This is a genomic window from Vibrio sp. 11986-1-5 (genome assembly GCF_963878025.1).
Classification (GTDB): Bacteria; Pseudomonadota; Gammaproteobacteria; order Enterobacterales; family Vibrionaceae; genus Vibrio; species Vibrio injensis.
The window spans coordinates 26,905-46,257 of sequence record NZ_CAWNVW010000007.1; the positions used below are offsets into that span (position 1 = coordinate 26,905).

At 44.0% G+C, this 19,353-nt stretch carries 21 protein-coding genes and 2 tRNA genes; 20 read left to right on the top strand and 3 right to left on the bottom strand.

Annotated elements, in window-relative coordinates:
- Nucleotides 1-12: 12 nt before the first annotated feature.
- A tRNA-Gly gene (locus AACS00_RS02610) sits at nt 13-88 on the top strand.
- A gap of 212 nt (nt 89-300) precedes the next feature.
- A tRNA-Met gene (locus AACS00_RS02615) sits at nt 301-377 on the top strand.
- A gap of 564 nt (nt 378-941) precedes the next feature.
- On the opposite strand, the gene queG is transcribed toward AACS00_RS02615, so the two are convergent.
- Nucleotides 942-2,054: a tRNA epoxyqueuosine(34) reductase QueG gene (gene queG, locus AACS00_RS02620; protein WP_110168398.1), complete on the bottom strand. Its 1,113-nt coding sequence runs from the start codon at nt 2,052-2,054 to the stop codon at nt 942-944.
- 218 nt (nt 2,055-2,272) lie between these two features.
- Between queG and tsaE the strand changes: the two genes are divergently transcribed.
- The 9 genes from tsaE (at nt 2,273) to AACS00_RS02665 (ending at nt 11,623) form a co-directional block, all read left to right on the top strand.
- Nucleotides 2,273-2,737, top strand: a complete 465-nt coding sequence (gene tsaE, locus AACS00_RS02625; RefSeq protein ID WP_110168399.1) for a tRNA (adenosine(37)-N6)-threonylcarbamoyltransferase complex ATPase subunit type 1 TsaE — start codon at nt 2,273-2,275, stop codon at nt 2,735-2,737.
- A gap of 59 nt (nt 2,738-2,796) precedes the next feature.
- A complete protein-coding gene (locus tag AACS00_RS02630) occupies nt 2,797-4,458 on the top strand; it encodes a LysM peptidoglycan-binding domain-containing protein (protein ID WP_375152964.1) in 1,662 nt (553 codons plus the stop codon).
- Nucleotides 4,459-4,470: 12 nt separating this feature from the next.
- On the top strand, nt 4,471-6,384 hold the full coding sequence (gene mutL / locus AACS00_RS02635) for a DNA mismatch repair endonuclease MutL (RefSeq protein WP_110168401.1): 1,914 nt from the start codon (nt 4,471-4,473) through the stop codon (nt 6,382-6,384).
- On the top strand, nt 6,384-7,316 hold the full coding sequence (miaA, locus tag AACS00_RS02640) for a tRNA (adenosine(37)-N6)-dimethylallyltransferase MiaA (protein ID WP_110168402.1): 933 nt from the start codon (nt 6,384-6,386) through the stop codon (nt 7,314-7,316). The genes mutL and miaA overlap by 1 nt, the downstream gene beginning before the upstream one ends.
- A 192-nt stretch (nt 7,317-7,508) precedes the next feature.
- Complete coding sequence (gene hfq, locus AACS00_RS02645) at nt 7,509-7,772, top strand: RNA chaperone Hfq (protein WP_110168403.1); 264 nt, start codon at nt 7,509-7,511, stop codon at nt 7,770-7,772.
- 41 nt (nt 7,773-7,813) lie between these two features.
- The gene (hflX, locus tag AACS00_RS02650) at nt 7,814-9,103 is read left to right on the top strand and encodes a ribosome rescue GTPase HflX (protein WP_110168404.1); all 1,290 of its coding nucleotides are present in this window, start codon (nt 7,814-7,816) and stop codon (nt 9,101-9,103) included.
- Between the two features lie 45 nt (nt 9,104-9,148).
- Nucleotides 9,149-10,333: an FtsH protease activity modulator HflK gene (gene hflK, locus AACS00_RS02655; RefSeq protein WP_072671255.1), complete on the top strand. Its 1,185-nt coding sequence runs from the start codon at nt 9,149-9,151 to the stop codon at nt 10,331-10,333.
- A 2-nt stretch (nt 10,334-10,335) separates the two neighbouring features.
- Nucleotides 10,336-11,316 (top strand): protease modulator HflC, encoded by a 981-nt coding sequence (gene hflC / locus AACS00_RS02660; protein WP_072671254.1) that lies wholly within the window; start codon nt 10,336-10,338, stop codon nt 11,314-11,316.
- A 118-nt stretch (nt 11,317-11,434) separates the two neighbouring features.
- Nucleotides 11,435-11,623: a DUF2065 domain-containing protein gene (locus AACS00_RS02665; protein WP_072671253.1), complete on the top strand. Its 189-nt coding sequence runs from the start codon at nt 11,435-11,437 to the stop codon at nt 11,621-11,623.
- 32 nt (nt 11,624-11,655) lie between these two features.
- Here AACS00_RS02665 and AACS00_RS02670 read toward each other — a convergent pair whose 3' ends face one another.
- Entirely contained in the window at nt 11,656-11,889 is a 234-nt protein-coding gene (locus AACS00_RS02670; protein ID WP_181397659.1) for a SlyX family protein, read from the bottom strand.
- Nucleotides 11,886-12,866, bottom strand: coding sequence for a WD40 repeat domain-containing protein (locus tag AACS00_RS02675; protein WP_072671281.1), 981 nt, complete (start codon nt 12,864-12,866; stop codon nt 11,886-11,888). Before AACS00_RS02675 ends, AACS00_RS02670 begins: the two co-directional genes overlap by 4 nt.
- A gap of 140 nt (nt 12,867-13,006) precedes the next feature.
- On the opposite strand from AACS00_RS02675, the gene fkpA reads away from it, so the two are divergent.
- The 9 genes from fkpA to AACS00_RS02720 all read left to right on the top strand — a co-directional run.
- Nucleotides 13,007-13,771 carry an FKBP-type peptidyl-prolyl cis-trans isomerase gene (gene fkpA, locus AACS00_RS02680; RefSeq protein ID WP_004397621.1) on the top strand — a complete coding sequence of 255 codons (765 nt, stop codon included), beginning with the start codon at nt 13,007-13,009 and terminating at the stop codon, nt 13,769-13,771.
- Between the two features lie 259 nt (nt 13,772-14,030).
- Nucleotides 14,031-14,753 carry a helix-turn-helix transcriptional regulator gene (locus tag AACS00_RS02685; protein ID WP_072671251.1) on the top strand — a complete coding sequence of 241 codons (723 nt, stop codon included), beginning with the start codon at nt 14,031-14,033 and terminating at the stop codon, nt 14,751-14,753.
- Entirely contained in the window at nt 14,750-15,157 is a 408-nt protein-coding gene (tusD, locus tag AACS00_RS02690; RefSeq protein ID WP_110168405.1) for a sulfurtransferase complex subunit TusD, read from the top strand. The genes AACS00_RS02685 and tusD overlap by 4 nt, the downstream gene beginning before the upstream one ends.
- Nucleotides 15,154-15,510, top strand: coding sequence for a sulfurtransferase complex subunit TusC (gene tusC, locus AACS00_RS02695; RefSeq protein WP_072671250.1), 357 nt, complete (start codon nt 15,154-15,156; stop codon nt 15,508-15,510). The genes tusD and tusC overlap by 4 nt, the downstream gene beginning before the upstream one ends.
- A gap of 17 nt (nt 15,511-15,527) precedes the next feature.
- A complete protein-coding gene (tusB, locus tag AACS00_RS02700) occupies nt 15,528-15,806 on the top strand; it encodes a sulfurtransferase complex subunit TusB (RefSeq protein ID WP_072671249.1) in 279 nt (92 codons plus the stop codon).
- Between the two features lie 179 nt (nt 15,807-15,985).
- Nucleotides 15,986-16,360, top strand: a complete 375-nt coding sequence (gene rpsL, locus AACS00_RS02705) for a 30S ribosomal protein S12 (protein WP_004397617.1) — start codon at nt 15,986-15,988, stop codon at nt 16,358-16,360.
- Between the two features lie 100 nt (nt 16,361-16,460).
- Complete coding sequence (gene rpsG / locus AACS00_RS02710; RefSeq protein WP_004397616.1) at nt 16,461-16,931, top strand: 30S ribosomal protein S7; 471 nt, start codon at nt 16,461-16,463, stop codon at nt 16,929-16,931.
- A gap of 75 nt (nt 16,932-17,006) precedes the next feature.
- Nucleotides 17,007-19,103: an elongation factor G gene (gene fusA / locus AACS00_RS02715; protein WP_110168406.1), complete on the top strand. Its 2,097-nt coding sequence runs from the start codon at nt 17,007-17,009 to the stop codon at nt 19,101-19,103.
- 122 nt (nt 19,104-19,225) lie between these two features.
- A partial coding sequence (locus AACS00_RS02720; protein WP_249374306.1) for a GTP-binding protein occupies nt 19,226-19,353 on the top strand: 128 nt, incomplete at its 3' end.

Genomic DNA, 19,353 nt, shown 5'->3' on the forward strand with positions numbered 1-19,353 from the left:
TAACGATGACATGCGACACTAGCTCAGTTGGTAGAGCGCAACCTTGCCAAGGTTGAGGTCACGAGTTCGAACCTCGTGTGTCGCTCCAATTTCAAGCTTTCGTTGCGCTTAGCAATGAGATGCGACATTCGCTCAGTTGATAGAGCGCAACCTTGCTAAGGTTGAGGTCACTCTTTTTTGTTTAAAGAGAGTGAACCTCGTGTGTCGATTCAGATTCAAGCTTTCATTGCGTTTAGCAGTGACAGGCGGCAGTCACTCAGTTTCAAAGCTTACATCGTGCTTAACGATGAGCAATACGGACGCGGGGTGGAGCAGCCTGGTAGCTCGTCGGGCTCATAACCCGAAGGTCGTCGGTTCAAATCCGGCCCCCGCAACCAATTTAAAAACAAAAAACTGCGCCATGGCGTGGTTTTTTCTGTCTATTCTTAAAAATTGACAATATCTCAACGCTCTTTATCATGCTGTGAAGCATAACCCATCAAGATAATCGTCTTATTTTCTGCCAAGAAAATGTTGGCCAGAAATCGCATTAGAAATATGACCGAAAGTAGAGTCTACCGCTGCTGTAGGCAGGCCTTGTTTTATCTGTACACAGACTTATCCACATTTTTATTTTGTGGATAACTTGGTGTGTAACGTGTTTTTAGCTTGAGCTCAGGGAGTTATAAAAACGATCTTTTGGCTATTGGTTAGGCGTATTATAGCTAAGTGTTCTCTGTTAAGTTGATGATTTTAATTGTAATTATTGTGCTCTCCCTGTCCATTTAGAACGTTGTGAACGATCATTAACTGTATTTTCATTGATCCTTGTCATTTTCTGCTAATGTGATTAACTTTTTTGAAGTTTAGCAAACGCTGTCTTATTTAATATTTTTTCCACACCTAAGAATTTGCGAAGTGCGTCAAAGAATGTACATCAATAGGGTTGTGCCATTTCATGCTCACGCATCTCTCGGTAAGCCTTTTTCAATAATTCGAATCAACCTTTGCTGTTTATTAGTAACGCTGGCTAACTGCTCCCGCTGCTGCGTTAATGCCCATGCGATATGTTCATCTAACAGCTCACTTTCCCCTATTTTTTGCTCCAAAGTATCGATGATCCTTTGTGAGTAAGGTGCATTACCCATCGCAATAATTAAGTTACGTTGCCATTGTTGGTGACCAATACGACGAATGGCAGAACCTTGCATATGGTGTAAAAAGGTTTTCTCATCCCATGAAAACAAAGTAACAAGATCGGCATTATTTAACACTGCTCGTCGATGGAAGTCCTCTTCTTGGGTGAGATCAGCAAAACGATTCCAAGGGCAGACGAGTTGGCAGTCGTCACAGCCATAGATACGATTACCTATTGCTGTTCGAAATTCTTCAGGGATCACGCCAGAATATTCAATGGTTAAATAAGAAATACAGCGTCGAGCATCGACGACTCCTTCTGCCACGATAGCGCCAGTTGGGCATGAGGTTATACATGCGCGACACTGTCCACATTGATTCGCTGAAGGTGTATCGACTGGCAGAGGAATATCAACAAGCAATTCCCCTAAAAAGAACCATGACCCTGCCTCTTTATCGAGAATTAAAGAATGTTTTCCCGTCCAGCCTAGCCCCGCTTTTTGTGCCAGAGGTCTTTCTAAAATAGGTGCTGAATCAACAAAGGGGCGATAACCCAATTGGCCGATTTCTTGCTCGATTTTATCGGCTAATTTTTTAAGTTGATTACGAACCAATTTATGATAATCACGTCCAAGTGCATAGCGACTGATATAAGCTTGGGTCGGATCCGATAAATTTGCAGCAAATTGCGCTTGTGGTGGAAGGTAGTTGATACGGACACTGATCACTCTAAGTGTGCCGGGTAATAGTTCTGCTGGACGGGCACGTAACATGCCATGGCGAGCCATCCACTCCATCTCACCATGATATCCGGCATCTAACCATGCTTGTAAGGCGGCTTCATGTTGACTTAAATCGACGTCGCAGATCCCTGCTTTATCAAAGCCGAGTTCTTTCGCCCATTGTTTGATTTGTTCGGCTAGTGAATGGAGATCCATTATCAGTATTGGTCATCGTTATTGGGCGGCGGATCTTAACGGATCTCGTCCTATTGATCCAGCCAGTGAGTGGCTAGCGATAATGATATTCGATTTGATATAAAGATTTTTCTGTTTACTTACAGAACAGAGCTTGTCTCTTAAAACTAACCCAGTTTACTATTCGTTCTCTTTTTATTTTTATATAGTGCTAGCTAGACGCTTTAGAGATCCGATTCATGAGCATAAAAACCTTTACTTTAAAAGATGAACAACAGACGGTAATGCTAGGAATGCGCTTAGCTCAATTATGTACCCAGCAGACGACAATTTATCTTTACGGTGATTTAGGCGCAGGAAAAACCACCTTAAGTCGCGGTTTCATTCGGGCGTTAGGCCATGAAGGAAATGTGAAAAGCCCGACTTATACGTTAGTTGAGCCATATCAGTTAGCGGATTGGCAGGTTTATCATTTTGATCTTTATCGATTGGCGGATCCTGAAGAACTCGAATTTATGGGAATTCGTGATTATTTTACCGAGGATGCTATTTGCTTGGTGGAGTGGCCTGAAAAAGGTCAAGGTTTATTGCCAACACCAGATTTAACGATATCGCTTCGCTACGAGGGTGAGCAACGTCAGGCGAGTGTGAGCGCAAATAGCGAGTATGGATGCACCTTATTGAGTCAGTTGGAGTTATTTTGAGCATTAATTACGGTCGTTTTTTGCGTTATTGGTGGCTATTGGTCGCATTATTATTCTGTATGAGTAGCGTTCAGGCTAATGTATTAGAAGGGGTCAGAGTTTGGCCTTCACCTGATGCTACTCGCGTAGTGATCGATTTAAAGTCTGAAGCTGACTTTAGTTATTTTACATTAAGTAGCCCAGAACGTTTGGTCGTTGATTTAAAGCGGACTTCATTAAGCGCGGCTTTACCCGTTACAGTCTCTGATAGTGCTATATTGAAACGGATTCGTGCTAGCTCTCCTCCAGAACAAACTACCTTTCGTTTAGTGCTTGAATTAGCGAATAAATCGACGCCCAACATTTTTAAATTACCTCCAACGCCAGGTGGGCAATATGGCCATCGTTTAGTCATTGATTTGCCTCATTCACAGGCACCTGCAGCAGCGACCTCAAGTCCGCCCGCTCGTTCGCCAAGTGTTGTGAGCCGCGATGCGTCTCAGTTAGTCGGTACTGCAGATATTATTGTTGCTATTGACGCAGGCCATGGTGGTGAAGACCCAGGCTCTATTGGTCCAACTCGTAAATTTGAAAAAGATGCTACATTGAGTGTGTCTAAAAAATTGGCAGATCAAATTAATGCGGTTCCGGGTATGAAAGCAGTGTTGACACGAACGGGTGACTATTATGTAAGCTTGAATAATCGGACTGAAATTGCCCGTCGTAATCGCGCTCATCTATTGGTTTCGGTCCATGCCGACGCTTTTCATACTCCACAGCCAAGAGGGGCCTCGGTCTTTGTGCTTAATACTCGGCGAGCCAATACTGAAATTGCGCGTTGGGTTGAAAATCATGAGCAGCAATCGGAGTTACTCGGAGGTGCTGGTGAAGTTTTGGCGCGGACGAATAACGACCGCAATGTCAGTCAAACGCTCTTGGACTTGCAGTTTAGCCATTCGCAAAAAGAAGGTCATAAAGTGGCGACCAATCTTTTACAAGAGCTAGGTAAAGTTGCCCACTTACATAAAGCCGAACCGGTAAATGCCAGTTTGGCGGTATTGAAATCGCCTGATATTCCCTCGGTATTAGTGGAGATTGGTTTTATTTCAAACCCTATCGAAGAGCGATTGATTTTCCAACGTAGTCATCAAGATAAGCTCGCTCGAGCAATGGGTAAGGCGTTGGTACAATACTTTGAGGAAAATCCTCCAGAGGGCACCCTATTTGCTAACCGAGGTAAAACTCAGCAACATCAGGTACAACGAGGTGAGTCGTTGTCCGTGATTGCCCAAAAATATGGAGCAACCGTTTCTGGGATCATGCAAGCAAATAAATTAAAAGATTCTCGCTTAACGGTGGGTCAGCGGTTAACGATTCCGGGCGGAGAGCGGGGGCCGATTCCTGTGCCTGTAGTCAATAATCCCGTGGAAACTGAAACCATTACCCATGTGGTTAAATCGGGAGAGTTTTTAGGCCGTTTAGCGGCAAATTATAAAGTCTCTATCGATGCGATACGCAGAGAAAATAACCTTAAGTCTGACACGTTATTTGTTGGTCAAAAGCTTAACATTACCGTGAGCTTGAAAGATAAGCCTTTGCGTAAACACACGGTGCAGAGCGGTGAGTTTCTTGGTCGAATCGCCAATCAGTACAATGTGACGGTACAAAGTATTCGTGAGGCTAATCAATTGCGCTCAGATCAATTGGCGGTAGGCCAAGTGCTGATTATTCCCAACCGATAAGATAGGCAGGTTATGACGATTCGTATTCTACCCGCCCGTTTGGCTAACCAAATTGCTGCGGGGGAGGTGGTTGAAAGACCCGCTTCAGTAGTGAAAGAGCTGGTAGAAAATAGCTTGGATTCAGGGGCTACCCGCATTGACATTGATATTGAAAAAGGTGGCGCTAAGTTAATTCGAGTTCGTGATAATGGATCAGGAATTGATAAAGATGAGCTTGGCTTAGCCTTAAGTCGTCATGCGACATCAAAAATACAGACACTGGACGATCTTGAAGCGATCCTCAGTTTAGGATTTCGTGGAGAGGCGCTAGCCAGTATTAGCTCGGTTTCTCGCTTAACCATCACTTCTCGTCCGGCGACTCAAGAAGAAGCATGGTCGGCGTACAGTGAAGGGCGCGATATGGCTGTCAAACTGCAGCCTAGTGCTCATCCAGTAGGGACCACAGTTGAAGTCTTAGATCTGTTTTTCAATACACCGGCAAGACGCAAATTTTTACGTACAGAAAAAACAGAGTTTACCCATATTGATGAACTCTTAAAACGTATTGCTTTGAGCCGTTTTGATGTCAGTTTGACGCTGCGCCATAATGGAAAAATTATCCGTCAGTACCGTGCAGCGAGTAGTGAACGGCAAGAAGAAAATCGTCTGACTGCGGTATGTGGTGCGTCTTTTGTTAAGCATATGCTGAAAATAGAGCTAGCTCATCAAGGGTTAAGATTGCATGGTTGGATCACGACACCGCAAGGCGCTCGTCAGCAAAGTGATCTACAATATTGTTATGTCAACGGACGTATGATGCGTGACAAGCTGATCAATCATGCGATTCGACAAAGTTATGAGAGCAGTTTAAAACCAGATCAATTTGCAACTTATGTGCTGTTTATTGAACTTGATCCCCATTTGGTTGATGTCAATGTACACCCTGCGAAACATGAAGTTCGTTTTCATCAAGCCCGTTTAGTGCATGATTTTATTTATCAAGCACTAAGCGGTGCTCTTGCCGATAGCCAAATTATTGAAACTCCCGAGCTTAACCAAGCCGCTTTTTCTGCTCCAGTATCGACCCGCATGTTGAATGAGCCGTTAGCGAAGCCAGACCAACTAGCTCGTACTACGAGTAACACGCAAGCCTATTCTCGTCCGTACTCAACGACAGATCATTCATCACAATCGGTCATTCAAGAAGCAAAAGCTTCTCTCTCGTGGAACCGTCCGACAACGGCTCAGCCTCGTTTATCTTCACCTATCATGAGTGAGCAAAGCCAAGCTTATCAGCAGTTAATGCGAGTTAAGGAAACACCAGTTTCGATAGAAAACCATTCATCAACTACTGAAAAATCGTCAACGCTGTCAGTGGCGATGACTAAATTAGGTAAGGCAGTCGCTGTCGTTGAGGGACAATATCTGCTGATGACGACCGATCAAGGATGTGTACTAGTGGCGCTAATGAAAGCGTACGAATGGAGAGTTCGTGGGCAATTAAATAGTCAAGAAGGGCCATTAAAGAGTCAGCCGCTATTAGTACCTTTGAGTATAAAAACCTCTAACGAAGAGATTCGTAATGTCGAGTTGCACCGTGAGTTACTTGAACGTTTAGGGATTCATCTGGAGACACGCTCTAATCAGACGGTGATGGTGATGGGGGTTCCCCAACCATTAAGACAGCAAAATCTACAGCTTTTGATTCCGGATCTGTTATCTTACCTTGTGTTACACGACGCTTCAGGATTGTTGACGTTAAGTGTCGACAATATCGTGACTTGGCTTAGTCAGCGTGTCTTGATAGAAAAAAGCGACTACACTTTGTCAGAAGCTATTCAATTAATTGCTGAACTTGAGCAATTATGGCAAGGAAAATTACCATTACATGATGGCCATTTTATTCAACCCGTCGATTTTTCGGCAACCATTGCAGCATTAAATTAATGATCAAACCACTACCATTAGCTTTATTTTTAATGGGCCCAACTGCCTCCGGTAAAACCGAGTTAGCCATTCGTTTACGTCAGAAGTATCCTGTCGAGATTATCAGTGTTGATTCGGCCTTGATCTACAAAGGAATGGATATCGGTACAGCAAAGCCTAATACCGAAGAATTGGCTTTGGCTCCTCATCGTCTCATTGATATTTTAGACCCTAGTGAAGCTTATTCAGCCGCTGATTTTCGCCAAGATGCGTTACGAGAAATGCAGGAAATCGCCAGTGAAGGGAAAATTCCGTTACTGGTTGGTGGAACCATGCTTTATTACAAAGCCTTATTGGAGGGCTTATCACCTTTACCTGCCGCCAATCCGGTTATTCGCCAGCAAATTGAGTTGCAAGCTCAAGAGCAAGGCTGGGCGGCTCTGCATGCTCAACTGCAACAAATTGATCCAATTTCAGCGGCAAGAATTCACCCAAATGATCCACAAAGATTGTCGAGAGCATTGGAAGTTTATCAAATTTCAGGTAAAACTCTTACTGAACTGACACAAACGAAAGGAGAATCAATCCCTTTTCGAGTTAAACAGTTCGCCATCGCGCCCATGGATAGGGCAGAACTCCACCGTCGAATTGAACTCCGCTTCGAGATGATGGTCAAATCAGGTTTTGAAGAAGAAGTTAAAGCGCTCTATGATCGTAATGATCTTCACGCTGATCTGCCTTCAATACGTTGCGTTGGTTATCGACAGATGTGGGATTACTTTGATGGAAATAGCACACTTGATGAGGCTATTTATCGTGGTATTTGTGCCACCCGTCAATTAGCCAAGCGTCAGCTCACCTGGTTACGCAGCTGGGATGAGTTAACTTGGTTGGATAGTGAGAACATTGAACTTGCAGTAGAAACTCTTGCAAATGCCATAGCATCTGATTGAGTTAGCTGTGTATAATGTGATCGCTTTTGCGTGATGTACCCTGTAAAGGATCCGTCACTTATCGATCAATATTGTGTTGATTGCTCAGTGATATAGGGTGTTTTTATCGTTTAGCTCAGATGTAAAGGCCGCACCAACTTATGTGCACCACTAGCTAAATAACTACAACAAAATACAAATAAGGAAAATAAAATGGCTAAGGGGCAATCTCTACAAGACCCATTCTTAAATGCACTACGCCGCGAGCGTATTCCTGTTTCTATCTATTTGGTAAACGGCATTAAACTACAAGGTCAGATTGAATCATTTGATCAATTCGTGATCTTGTTAAAAAACACCGTAAATCAGATGGTTTATAAGCATGCTATTTCTACCGTTGTACCTGCGCGTCCAGTTAGCCACCATACTGGTGACCGACCTGCAGGTGAGCGTGCGACAGAGAAATCAGACGATTAATTACTTGACGTCATATTATTATTCATTAAGGAGTTGAACGCTTGTTTGACCGTTATGAAGCCGGTGAGCGAGCGGTACTTGTTCATATCAACTTTACGCAAAAGGGTGAGTGGGAAGATCTCAAAGAATGCGAAATGTTGGTCTCTTCTGCTGGAGTATCAACTCTGCAGGTAGTGACTGGTAGTCGCCAATCTCCTCACCCTAAATATTTCGTTGGAGAGGGTAAAGCTCAAGAGATTGCGCAAGCTGTGCAATCAACGGAAGCTGATGTGGTTATTTTTAACCATTCCCTTTCTCCTGCCCAAGAGCGAAACTTAGAACAACTTTGCCAATGTCGAGTGATTGATAGAACGGGTCTTATTCTGGATATCTTTGCTCAGCGAGCCCGTACTCACGAAGGTAAGTTGCAAGTTGAATTAGCTCAATTGCGTCATATTTCGACCCGTTTAGTTCGGGGTTGGACCCACTTAGAAAGACAAAAAGGTGGGATTGGCTTGCGTGGACCAGGAGAAACTCAGTTAGAAACTGACCGACGTTTATTGCGTGAGCGAATTAAAGCGATCTTACGCCGTTTAGAGAAAGTGGCAAAACAGCGTGAACAAGGGCGCCGAGCGAGAAACCGTGCAGAAATCCCAACGATTTCACTGGTTGGTTACACCAACGCCGGTAAATCGACACTGTTTAATCAAATTACCTCCGCTGGAGTATATGCTGCTGATCAACTCTTCGCGACGCTAGACCCGACACTGCGGAAGATCGAACTACTGGATGTAGGGCCTGCTATTTTGGCTGATACGGTAGGGTTCATTCGTCATTTACCCCACGATTTAGTGGCGGCATTCAAAGCAACGTTACAAGAAACTCAGCAAGCTGACATTTTGTTACATGTTGTGGATGCCAGTGACGACCGCTTTCGTGAGAATATCCAAGCTGTGGATGACGTTCTACTAGAAATTGATGCACATGAAGTGCCAAGTTTACTGGTTATGAACAAAATCGATAATCTAGAAGGCCAATATCCTCGTATAGAAAGAGATGATGAAGGTGTTCCTAGGGCTGTTTGGGTCTCGGCGATGGATGGGCTGGGGATGGATTTGCTGTTTACGGCTCTGACCGAGCGGCTTGCCAGTAAAATTGTCCAGTATTGTTTATGTGTTCCTCCTGAGCACCAAGGTCGAATTCGGAGCACTTTCTTCCAAATGAACTGCATTGAAAAGGAAGAGTATGATCCTGAGGGCAATCTGCTAATATCAGTTCGTATGCAACAAGTGGATTGGTCTAGACTAGAGAAAAGAGAAGAGGCAGTTTTACGTGACTTTATCGTCACTTAAAGGACTGCTAGAGTATAACGTCATATCAAATGATGGAGCTTTCTAATGGCGTGGAATGAGCCCGGAAATAACAACGGCAACAACGGCCGCGATAATGACCCTTGGGGAAATAATAATCGCGGTAACAAAGGTGGTCGTGATCAAGGTCCGCCAGATTTAGACGAAGTGTTTAATAAACTTAGTCAGAAGCTGGGCGGAAAGTTTGGCAAAGGAGGCAATGGTCCTTCTTTTGCCGGTGGTGGAGCAATGGGTTTTGGCGTTATTGCCGTACTTGCTGTTGCCATTTGGTTTTTCTCAGGCTTCTATACAATTGGAGAAGCCGAACGAGGTGTTGTCTTAAGACTAGGTCAATACGACCGTGTGGTTAATCCAGGTTTGAACTGGCGTCCTCGTTTTATTGATGAAGTAACGCCCGTCAATATTCAAGCGATTCGCTCGTTGAGTGCCTCGGGTATCATGTTGACCAAAGATGAAAACGTCGTCAACGTGGCGATGGATGTCCAATATCGTATCGTTGATCCATACAAGTATTTGTATCGAGTGGTTAATCCTGATGATAGTTTGCATCAAGCCACCGATTCAGCGTTGCGTGCGGTGATTGGTGACTCCTTGATGGATAGTATCTTGACCGTGGGTCGTCAACAAATTCGTCAAAGCACTCAACAAACACTTAACCAAATCATCGATGATTATGATATGGGTTTATTAGTGGTTGGTGTTAACTTCCAGTCATCGCGTCCGCCAGAGCAAGTTAAAGATGCGTTTGATGACGCGATTGCTGCTCGAGAAGATGAAGAGCGTTTCATTCGTGAAGCTGAGGCGTACATGAATGAGATCTTACCTCAAGCCACAGGTCGTGCGGAACGGGTTAAACGAGAAGCATTAGGTTACAGCGAGCGAATCATTAATGAAGCATTTGGTCAGGTGGCTCAATTTGAGAAACTGTTACCTGAGTATCAAGCGGCCCCAGACGTTACTCGTAATCGTATGTATCTTGAAACCATGGAACAAGTGTATACCAATAGCTCGAAGATTTTGATCGATTCAGAATCGAGTGGCAATTTGCTCTATTTGCCGATTGATAAGCTCGCAGGTCAAGAAGGTGCTGCACCGTCTCGCCAAACTCGATCTTTATCAGCACAAGATGAAGCTGGACTACAGTCACAGCGTCAGGATCCAAGTAGCAACACGGTTCCTCGTTCAATTAACACTCGTCAAGGGAGAAACTAAGCATGCGTAAGTTAATGATCCCGGTCGTTGTGGTCTTTTTAGCATTGCTCTTGATGTCGATGTTTGTTGTTCCAGAGGGAGAACGAGGCATCGTAATTCGTTTTGGACGAGTGATTCAAGATGACAATGAAATGTCTAAAATCTATGAACCAGGCTTGCATTTTAAAATGCCTATTTTTGATCGAGTACACACACTGAATGCTCGTATTCAAACCATGGATGGACGTTCAGACCGTTTTGTAACTTCTGAGCAAAAAGACGTTATTATCGATACCTACGTTAAGTGGCGAATTGAAGATTTTGGTCAATTTTACTTAGCGACTGGCGGTGGTAATATTTTCACAGCACAAGCGTTACTTGAACGTCGTGTTACCGACGTTCTCAGGGCAGAGATCGGTTCTCGAGACATTAAGCAAATTGTTTCTGGTCCACGTAATGAAGCGGTACTTCCTGATAGTGCTGATGATGAAATAGTCACCACTGAAGCTGCAAGACAAGCTTTAGAAGTTGATGGGCAACGTGATCAGATCATGGCCAATGTTCTGAAAGAGACCCGAGTAAACGCGAGCAAAGACTTGGGTGTTTACGTTGTTGATTTCAGAATGAAGAAGATCAACCTTCCGGATGAAATCAGTGAATCGATTTATCGTCGTATGCGTGCTGAACGTGAAGCGGTTGCTCGTCGTCACCGTTCACAAGGCCGTGAGAGAGCAGAAGTAATTCGTGCTCAAGCGGATCTTGAAGTGGCGACGATTTTAGCTGAAGCCGATAGAACTGCACGGATAACGCGTGGTCAAGCGGATGCGACATCAGCTAAAGTTTACGCTGACGCTTATAGTAAAGATCCTGAGTTCTTCAGTTTCTTACGTTCTTTGCAAGCGTATGAAAACTCATTTAGCCAGAAAAGTGATATCTTAGTCTTGGATCCAAAGAGTGACTTCTTCCAATACATGAATAGTGCTAGAGGCTCATCAGCAAAATAATCGCACGATGCCTATTCTAAATGGTTTGATGCCATTATAGAGATGATAACAAACGGATTATTTGAATATTATTCAGAAAGGCTCCTCAGGAGCCTTTCTTTTTTTTAGTGAGGTAGAAATGACCACATCATTATGGATTGCAGTAGGATTGTTGCTTGTTGTTGAAGGGGTTGGTCCGCTGATTGCGCCTCAAGGATGGCGCAATATGATGCAGCAGCTTGCACAGCAAGAGGATAATCAATTGCGACGTATAGGAGGATGCTTAGTTGTCACTGGAATGGTGATAGTTTACTTCTTCATCGTTTGAATAAGCCGTGATTGTTGAGTTCATCAAGACTATTAATAGTGTGGTGGTGGCGTTTCATTGGCTGGATCCGCTAAGTTTGATGTATCCATATTTTTCATTTTTCCGACCACATATTTCATTTGATCTTGCATTTTATTAATCAAGAGTTGTTGTTGGGTCAGAGCTGAATTGAGTTCGTCAATGGTCTGTTCTTGAAAAGCCAGCTTACACTCTAAATCATCAATACGTTGCTGTAGCTGTTGTTCTGCTGCGTTTTGTATGATCACGGATTGAACTCCCAAGCTTGAGCGATTCCTGCAGACGTGCCAGAAATAACGCTGTATTGTGGATTGAAAACCGCATCATACACCACAGCCCTTGGGGGGCGCGCATCTTTTTGTGGTTTAGCTTCAAAGCGGGCGAGTTTTTTACCATTAGTTGCTGACCATATTTCGATACGACTAGATGGCGTTCCAGTGAGTAGATAGCGTCCATCATCTGAAAATCGTGCGCTAGAGAAAATAAGCTGTCTAGAAAGACTACGTAGTTTGGCTTGTTTTTCACCCGTATGTAAATTCCAAATAATCGATTGATTACCACCATCAGAAGTGAAAGCTAACTGACCATCACGCTGTAAAGCAACCCGGTTAACCCGTTGTTCATGCTCAAAAGTATAGATAATCTGCCCACTCTGAGTATCCCACAGATAAGCGGTATAATCATTTCCACCAGTTAAGGCATAACGACCGTTAGGTGATAAAGCCACAGAATTGACTTTTTCCTGATGAGCAAGGAACTCAAGCCGTCGTCCAGTGACTAAGTCAACGTAGATGGCTTTACCATTGGACACCCCTAGCAAAACTTGTTGCCCATCGTTACTCAGAGCGACATCCATGATTAAACCATCAGAGATAGACCATAACCCTTGGGCTTGGGTCCAACTTAAGTCCCACACGGCAAAATTGATTTGTGTGGCTGTTATCGCATAACGGCCATTATCAGTAATACGAATGTACGAGACCGGGTTGGCTTCAGGGTCTTGCGCGCCTAGCTCCGCTAGAATTTGACGTTGTGCTAAATCCCATAAAACCAATTGGTGTTCTTGGGAGTAAATTAATGCAAAACGCCCATCACGGCTTAGACCAAATCCGGTTGAGCCATTGGGTTCTAAAATCCAGCGGTCAGTCTCTTGATTAAAGAAGAAACAGCCATTTAACAGAAAAATGACAACCGTCGGTACTATGAAATGAGAAATTATCCGCAGCACAATTAATTATCCGTTGAGTAGTAAAGACAATTACCAAACATACCGTTATATTGGTACAACATACTATTGTGCACCAGTTTAATCCGTCGGTTTGTGCTCAATAACAGAAAGGTTTACCTACAAAGTTGGAGAATTGAATGAAATCGTTTTTTAAAGTGTCATTGCTTGCCGCTACGGTTGCGCTAGCAGCCGGTTGTCAAAAAGAAGAGACAACGGCTACCCCAAATGCCTCTGTTGCCGTTCAAAGTGTCACTTTTAAGTCAGAGGATGATAAAGCGGCTTACGCGATTGGTGTCTCTTTTGCTAATTATTTAACCAGCAGTATCGAAAAGCCTAATGAAATTGGAATCGATCTTAACAAAGACATGGTGTTAAGAGGCATTGAGCATGTTTTTGCTGGTGCTGCGCAAATGGATGAACAGCAGACTCGTGAAGCATTAGAAGCGTTGGATAAGCGTGTTGCTGCGTCAATGCAAGCACAAGCGGCTGAAAAAGCCGCCACCAACAAGCAAGCCGGAGACGCGTTCCGCGCTGAATTTGAGAAGCAAGAAGGGGTGAAAAAAACCGAATCTGGATTGCTTTATCAAGTCTTAACTGAAGCACAAGGTGAATCACCAAAAGAGACCGATACGGTACAAGTGCATTACAAAGGCACTCTGACCGATGGTACTCAGTTTGATAGCTCTTACGATCGTGGTGAGCCTGCGACTTTCCCGCTAAACCGTGTGATCCCTGGTTGGACAGAAGGCGTGCAATTGATGCAAGTAGGTTCTAAATACAAGTTCGTCATTCCGCCAGAATTGGCTTATGGTGAGCAAGATACACCAACCATTCCTGCAAACTCTACCTTGGTTTTTGAAGTTGAGTTGTTGAAAGTAGAAAATGGCGACGCAGCGCAATAAATAAGAGATAGCGATTCATCCTTTATTAAAAGTATCAAAGGCCTGAAGATTCAGGCCTTTTTTATAAGTAAAACCAACTTTTTAACCAATTTTTTATCATCCCTTGTCAAATGGTAAAAGTACTGATGCTTTGCTAGGGAGATATTCATCGTATAATTTGTTCTACATCACTGCATTGCAAGATAGCCTAGTCCACGTTTAAAATTTTCTGATAAACTTACATCAATTTGTTGATTTTACGTTCTAAGGTCAAAGTACAGTGACAACGACAGAAAGCATTAACGCCGATATGCTGATGGATATGGAATTTGTGCATGTAAAACCATTTACAGAGCACGATAAAGTGATTTTGCGTTCCTATGAAGCAATGGTCGATGGTCTAGCAAGCTTAATCGGTCCCTTTTGTGAGATTGTTTTGCATTCGTTAGAAGACCTGAATACTTCGGCGATAAAAATCGCCAATGGTGAGAACACGGGTCGTCAAGTAGGGTCACCGATCACCGATTTAGCGTTAAAAATGCTGCGCGATATTGAAGGCTCCGAACGTAACTTTTCTCGCTCGTATTTTACCAGAGCAAAAGGTGGCGTATTGATGAAGTCTATTACGGTCGCCATTCGTAATGGAGAACATCGAGTGATTGGTTTGTTATGCATTAACGTCAACCTTGACGCCCCTTTTTCACAGGTGTTGCACTCTTTTATGCCGACACCTGAAGCGCAAGAAGCTGCAGCGCCAGTTAACTTTGCCAGTGATGTGGTCGAGTTGGTCGATCAAACCGTTGAACGCACCATTGAAGAAATTAATGCCGATAAATCAGTCTCGAACAATACTAAAAATCGCCAGATTGTGATGGCGTTGTACGATAAGGGAATTTTTGATATCAAAGATGCGATCAATCGTGTGGCAGATCGGTTGAATATATCCAAACATACGGTTTATCTGTATATCCGCCAACGTAAAACAGAGGATGAGTGTTCGTGAGTCAACAAAGCATACCGTTGACTTATACGCTATTGGTGACAGGCCCTGCTTATGGAACTCAGTCTGCGCGCAATGCTTATCTTTTTGCTCAATCGGCACTCAAGAAAGGCCATAGTATTAAGCGTATTTTCTTCTATCAAGAAGGTGTGCTGAATGGCTCGGGATTAACCGTTCCTGCTAATGATGAGTTTGATCTTGTGAAAGCATGGCAAACCATGGCGAAGAAGCATCAAATTCGCTTAGAAACTTGCGTTGCTGCAGCATTACGACGCGGTATTATCAGTCAAAGCGAAGCCGAACAGCATCAATTACCAGTATCAAGTTTAGCGATGGACTTTTCACAAGCAGGGCTAGGGGCCTTAGCCGAGGCGTTATTAACTGAGGATAGAGTGGTACAATTTTGAAAAAAATCGCCTTTGTGTTTCATTCTCCTCCCCACGCTACCAGTACAGGGCGTGAAGGACTCGATGCCGTGCTTGCGGCCTCGGCTTACAGTGACGATTTAGCCGTTTTTTTTGTTGGTGAAGGAGTCTTGCAATTGGTCACCGGGCAAGATCCTAGCGTTATTTTAAGTCGCGATTACATTAGCGCATTCAAATTGCTCGATTTGTATGATGTTGAACAGCGCTATATCTGTGAGCAAAGTCTTGCCGAATGGGGGTTAACGGATGAACCATTAATCATTGATGCTTTGCCTATTGCGCCTCAAACGATTGGGGTGATGTGGCAATCTTTTGACCACATTGTGACTTTTTGATACCACGGGATAAACGAGTGCTGCACATTATTAAACATCCTCAACAGCTAAAATTAGTTCGTCGTTATTTTCAAGCTCACGATCGACTATTGTTGATCGAAAATGCCGTTTATCTCACTAGCCCACAGAGCCCTTATTTTAGCGATTTACAGGCTATTGAGTCAGTTTATGCACTGCGTGAGGATCTTTTGGCTAGAGGATGGTTAGAAAAGTGCTCAAGTTCTATTGAGCAAATAACGATGAATGATTTTGTTGAAATGACAGTAAGTGAAGAGAAATCAATAAGTTGGTGTTAATTTTTATCGAGTGTTCGCTAAAGTATCCACTACGCTGATGTTGCTGGATAAAAAAGATCTGTATATTTCTTGACACACCTCTCACTGCTGCATAGAATTTTGCGTCCCTATTTGTGCAAATCACAATCAGGGCTAGATTTTTCATAAAGCTTACGTTAAGTAAATTCAGGAGCTAGCTAATGGCAACTATTAACCAGTTGGTACGCAAGCCACGTGTGAAGCAAGTTGCAAAAAACAACGTGCCTGCACTCGAAGCGTGCCCACAAAAACGTGGTGTATGTACTCGCGTATATACTACTACACCAAAAAAACCTAACTCAGCACTACGTAAAGTATGTCGTGTTCGTCTAACCAATGGTTACGAAGTGACTTCATACATCGGCGGTGAAGGTCACAACCTACAAGAGCACAGCGTTGTTCTTATCCGTGGCGGTCGTGTAAAAGACCTTCCGGGTGTTCGTTACCACACTGTTCGTGGTGCGCTTGACTGTTCAGGCGTTAACGACCGTAAACAAGGTCGTTCTAAGTACGGTGTGAAGCGTCCTAAGTCTTAATGGATTCCGTTAAGTAAGGCCAAACACTAAATTAATTTGTTATTTTGAAAAAACTGTATAGTTTTGGAAAAAACCTGAAGAAGACAACGGAGAATATTCCATGCCACGTCGTCGCGTTATTGGTCAGCGTAAGATCCTTCCAGATCCAAAGTTCAAATCTGAACTGCTGGCAAAATTCGTTAACATCCTTATGGTTGACGGTAAAAAATCTACTGCAGAGAAAATTGTTTACACTGCACTAGACACTATGGCTGAGAAATCTGGTAAAGATCACTTGGCTGTTTTTGAACAAGCTCTTGAAAATGTACGTCCTGCGGTAGAAGTTAAATCTCGCCGTGTGGGTGGTTCAACTTACCAAGTGCCAGTAGAAGTACGTCCGGTTCGCCGTAACGCACTTGCTATGCGTTGGTTGGTTGAAGCTGCGCGTAAGCGTGGTGAAAAATCTATGGCTGGTCGCTTAGCAGCTGAAATGCTAGATGCGTCAGAAAACAAAGGTACTGCTGTTAAGAAACGTGAAGACGTTCACCGTATGGCAGAAGCGAACAAAGCCTTCGCTCATTACCGCTGGTAATACCTTCTGTGCTGCGAGGTTCTCTCGCAGCACATTTCTATTTTCTAAGGTTTCCCTTAGTAAGAGGATACAATCGTGGCTCGTAAAACTCCTATTGAGCGCTACCGTAATATCGGTATCTGTGCTCACGTAGACGCAGGAAAAACAACCACTACTGAGCGTATTCTGTTCTATACCGGCCTTTCTCACAAACTTGGCGAAGTTCACGATGGTGCTGCCACCATGGACTGGATGGAGCAGGAGCAAGAGCGTGGTATCACCATTACCTCTGCTGCAACAACTGCCTTCTGGCGTGGTATGGATGCACAATTCCAAGATCATCGCATTAACATCATTGACACTCCTGGACACGTTGACTTCACTATCGAAGTAGAGCGTTCACTGCGTGTGCTTGATGGAGCTGTGGTTGTCTTTTGTGGTTCATCTGGTGTTGAACCTCAGTCTGAAACCGTGTGGCGTCAAGCAGATAAATACCATGTTCCACGCATTGTGTTTGTTAATAAGATGGACCGTACTGGTGCAGACTTCCTACGCGTAGTAGATCAAATTAAACATCGTCTTGGTGCAACTCCGGTTCCTATCCAATTAAATATTGGTGCTGAAGAGGATTTTCGCGGTGTCATCGACCTTATCAAGATGAAAGCCATCAACTGGAATGAAGCCGATCAAGGCATGAGCTTTACCTATGAAGCGATTCCGGATGATATGCTAGAGCTGGCTAAAGAGTGGCACAACAACTTAGTTGAAGTCGCTGCGGAAGCGAGCGAAGAATTGATGGATAAATACCTTGAAGACGGCGTACTTACTGAAGCTGAAATCAAACAAGCGCTCCGTCAGCGCACACTGAACAACGAAATCGTTCTTGCCACTTGTGGTAGCGCGTTTAAAAATAAAGGTGTGCAAGCCGTTTTGGATGCAGTGGTTGAATTTTTGCCATCACCAGTAGAAGTGCCGGCGATCAAAGGTATTGATGAGAACGAGAATGAAGTTGAGCGTCACGCCGACGATAATGAACCGTTTTCTGCTTTAGCATTTAAAATTGCTACCGACCCATTTGTTGGTACTTTGACGTTTATTCGTGTCTATTCTGGAGTGGTTAACTCTGGTGATGCGGTTTATAACTCCGTCAAACAAAAGAAAGAGCGTTTTGGGCGCATTGTACAAATGCATGCTAATAAACGTGAAGAAATTAAAGAAGTTCGTGCTGGCGATATCGCCGCCGCTATTGGCTTGAAAGATGTCACTACCGGTGACACGCTCTGTCATCAAGATCATAAAGTGATTCTTGAACGCATGGAGTTTCCTGAGCCTGTTATCCAAATCGCGGTTGAGCCTCGCTCAAAAGCGGATCAGGAACGAATGGGGATTGCGCTAGGTAAATTAGCGGCTGAAGACCCGTCATTCCGAGTCGAAACGGATAAGGAAACAGGACAAACGCTAATTTCTGGTATGGGCGAGCTTCACTTAGACATCATCGTTGACCGTATGAAACGTGAGTTCAGCGTTGATTGCAACGTGGGTAAACCTCAGGTTGCGTATCGTGAAACCATTCGTGGTCAAGCGGAAGTGGAAGGCAAGTTTGTTCGCCAGTCTGGTGGTCGTGGTCAATACGGTCACGTATGGTTGAAAGTTGAACCTGCAGAGTTAGGACAAGGCTTTGTCTTTGTTGACGCCATCGTGGGCGGTGCAATTCCTAAAGAGTTCATCAACCCGGTAGCGAAAGGGATCGAGGAGCAAATGAACAATGGTGTGTTAGCGGGCTATCCTATTTTGGATGTCAAAGCAACACTCTTCGACGGTTCATTCCACGATGTCGACTCAAGTGAAATGGCGTTTAAAATCGCCGGCTCAATGGCATTCAAGAAGGGCGCGCTAGAAGCAAACCCAGTGATTCTTGAACCGCTAATGAAAGTTGAAATAACCACACCTGAAGATTGGATGGGTGATGTAGTCGGCGATTTAAATCGTCGTCGTGGCATCATTGAAGGTATGGATGATGGCAATGCTGGCCTCAAAATTATCCGTGCTCGAGTTCCACTTTCAGAGATGTTTGGTTACGCAACAGATCTACGTTCTGCGACCCAAGGCCGTGCTTCTTACTCAATGGAGTTTGCTGAGTACGCTGAGGTGCCGAAAAATGTTGCTGATGCAATCATTGCTGAACGTGGGTAGTTGTTATTTGATTAATAACGAATCTATTGCGCTAACGAGCGTTGGCGCATAAAATAGCAATTTCTGGCGCGCTTTGAGTGCACTTGACTTAAGGCGAATCATAACTAGGAAGGAACACGATCGTGTCTAAAGCAAAATTTGAACGTACGAAACCGCACGTAAACGTTGGTACTATCGGCCACGTTGACCACGGTAAAACCACTCTAACAGCAGCTATCTGTACTGTACTTGCAAAAGTATACGGCGGTGA

Bases quoted from the DNA above. Each gene is read 5' to 3' on its own strand.
- queG (WP_110168398.1), bottom strand. From the start codon at position 2,054: ATGGATCTCCATTCACTAGCCGAACAAATCAAACAATGGGCGAAAGAA.
- tsaE (WP_110168399.1), top strand. From the start codon at position 2,273: ATGAGCATAAAAACCTTTACTTTAAAAGATGAACAACAGACGGTAATG.
- AACS00_RS02630 (WP_375152964.1), top strand. From the start codon at position 2,797: ATGAGTAGCGTTCAGGCTAATGTATTAGAAGGGGTCAGAGTTTGGCCT.
- mutL (WP_110168401.1), top strand. From the start codon at position 4,471: ATGACGATTCGTATTCTACCCGCCCGTTTGGCTAACCAAATTGCTGCG.
- miaA (WP_110168402.1), top strand. From the start codon at position 6,384: ATGATCAAACCACTACCATTAGCTTTATTTTTAATGGGCCCAACTGCC.
- hfq (WP_110168403.1), top strand. From the start codon at position 7,509: ATGGCTAAGGGGCAATCTCTACAAGACCCATTCTTAAATGCACTACGC.
- hflK (WP_072671255.1), top strand. From the start codon at position 9,149: ATGGCGTGGAATGAGCCCGGAAATAACAACGGCAACAACGGCCGCGAT.
- hflC (WP_072671254.1), top strand. From the start codon at position 10,336: ATGCGTAAGTTAATGATCCCGGTCGTTGTGGTCTTTTTAGCATTGCTC.
- AACS00_RS02665 (WP_072671253.1), top strand. From the start codon at position 11,435: ATGACCACATCATTATGGATTGCAGTAGGATTGTTGCTTGTTGTTGAA.
- fkpA (WP_004397621.1), top strand. From the start codon at position 13,007: ATGAAATCGTTTTTTAAAGTGTCATTGCTTGCCGCTACGGTTGCGCTA.
- rpsL (WP_004397617.1), top strand. From the start codon at position 15,986: ATGGCAACTATTAACCAGTTGGTACGCAAGCCACGTGTGAAGCAAGTT.
- rpsG (WP_004397616.1), top strand. From the start codon at position 16,461: ATGCCACGTCGTCGCGTTATTGGTCAGCGTAAGATCCTTCCAGATCCA.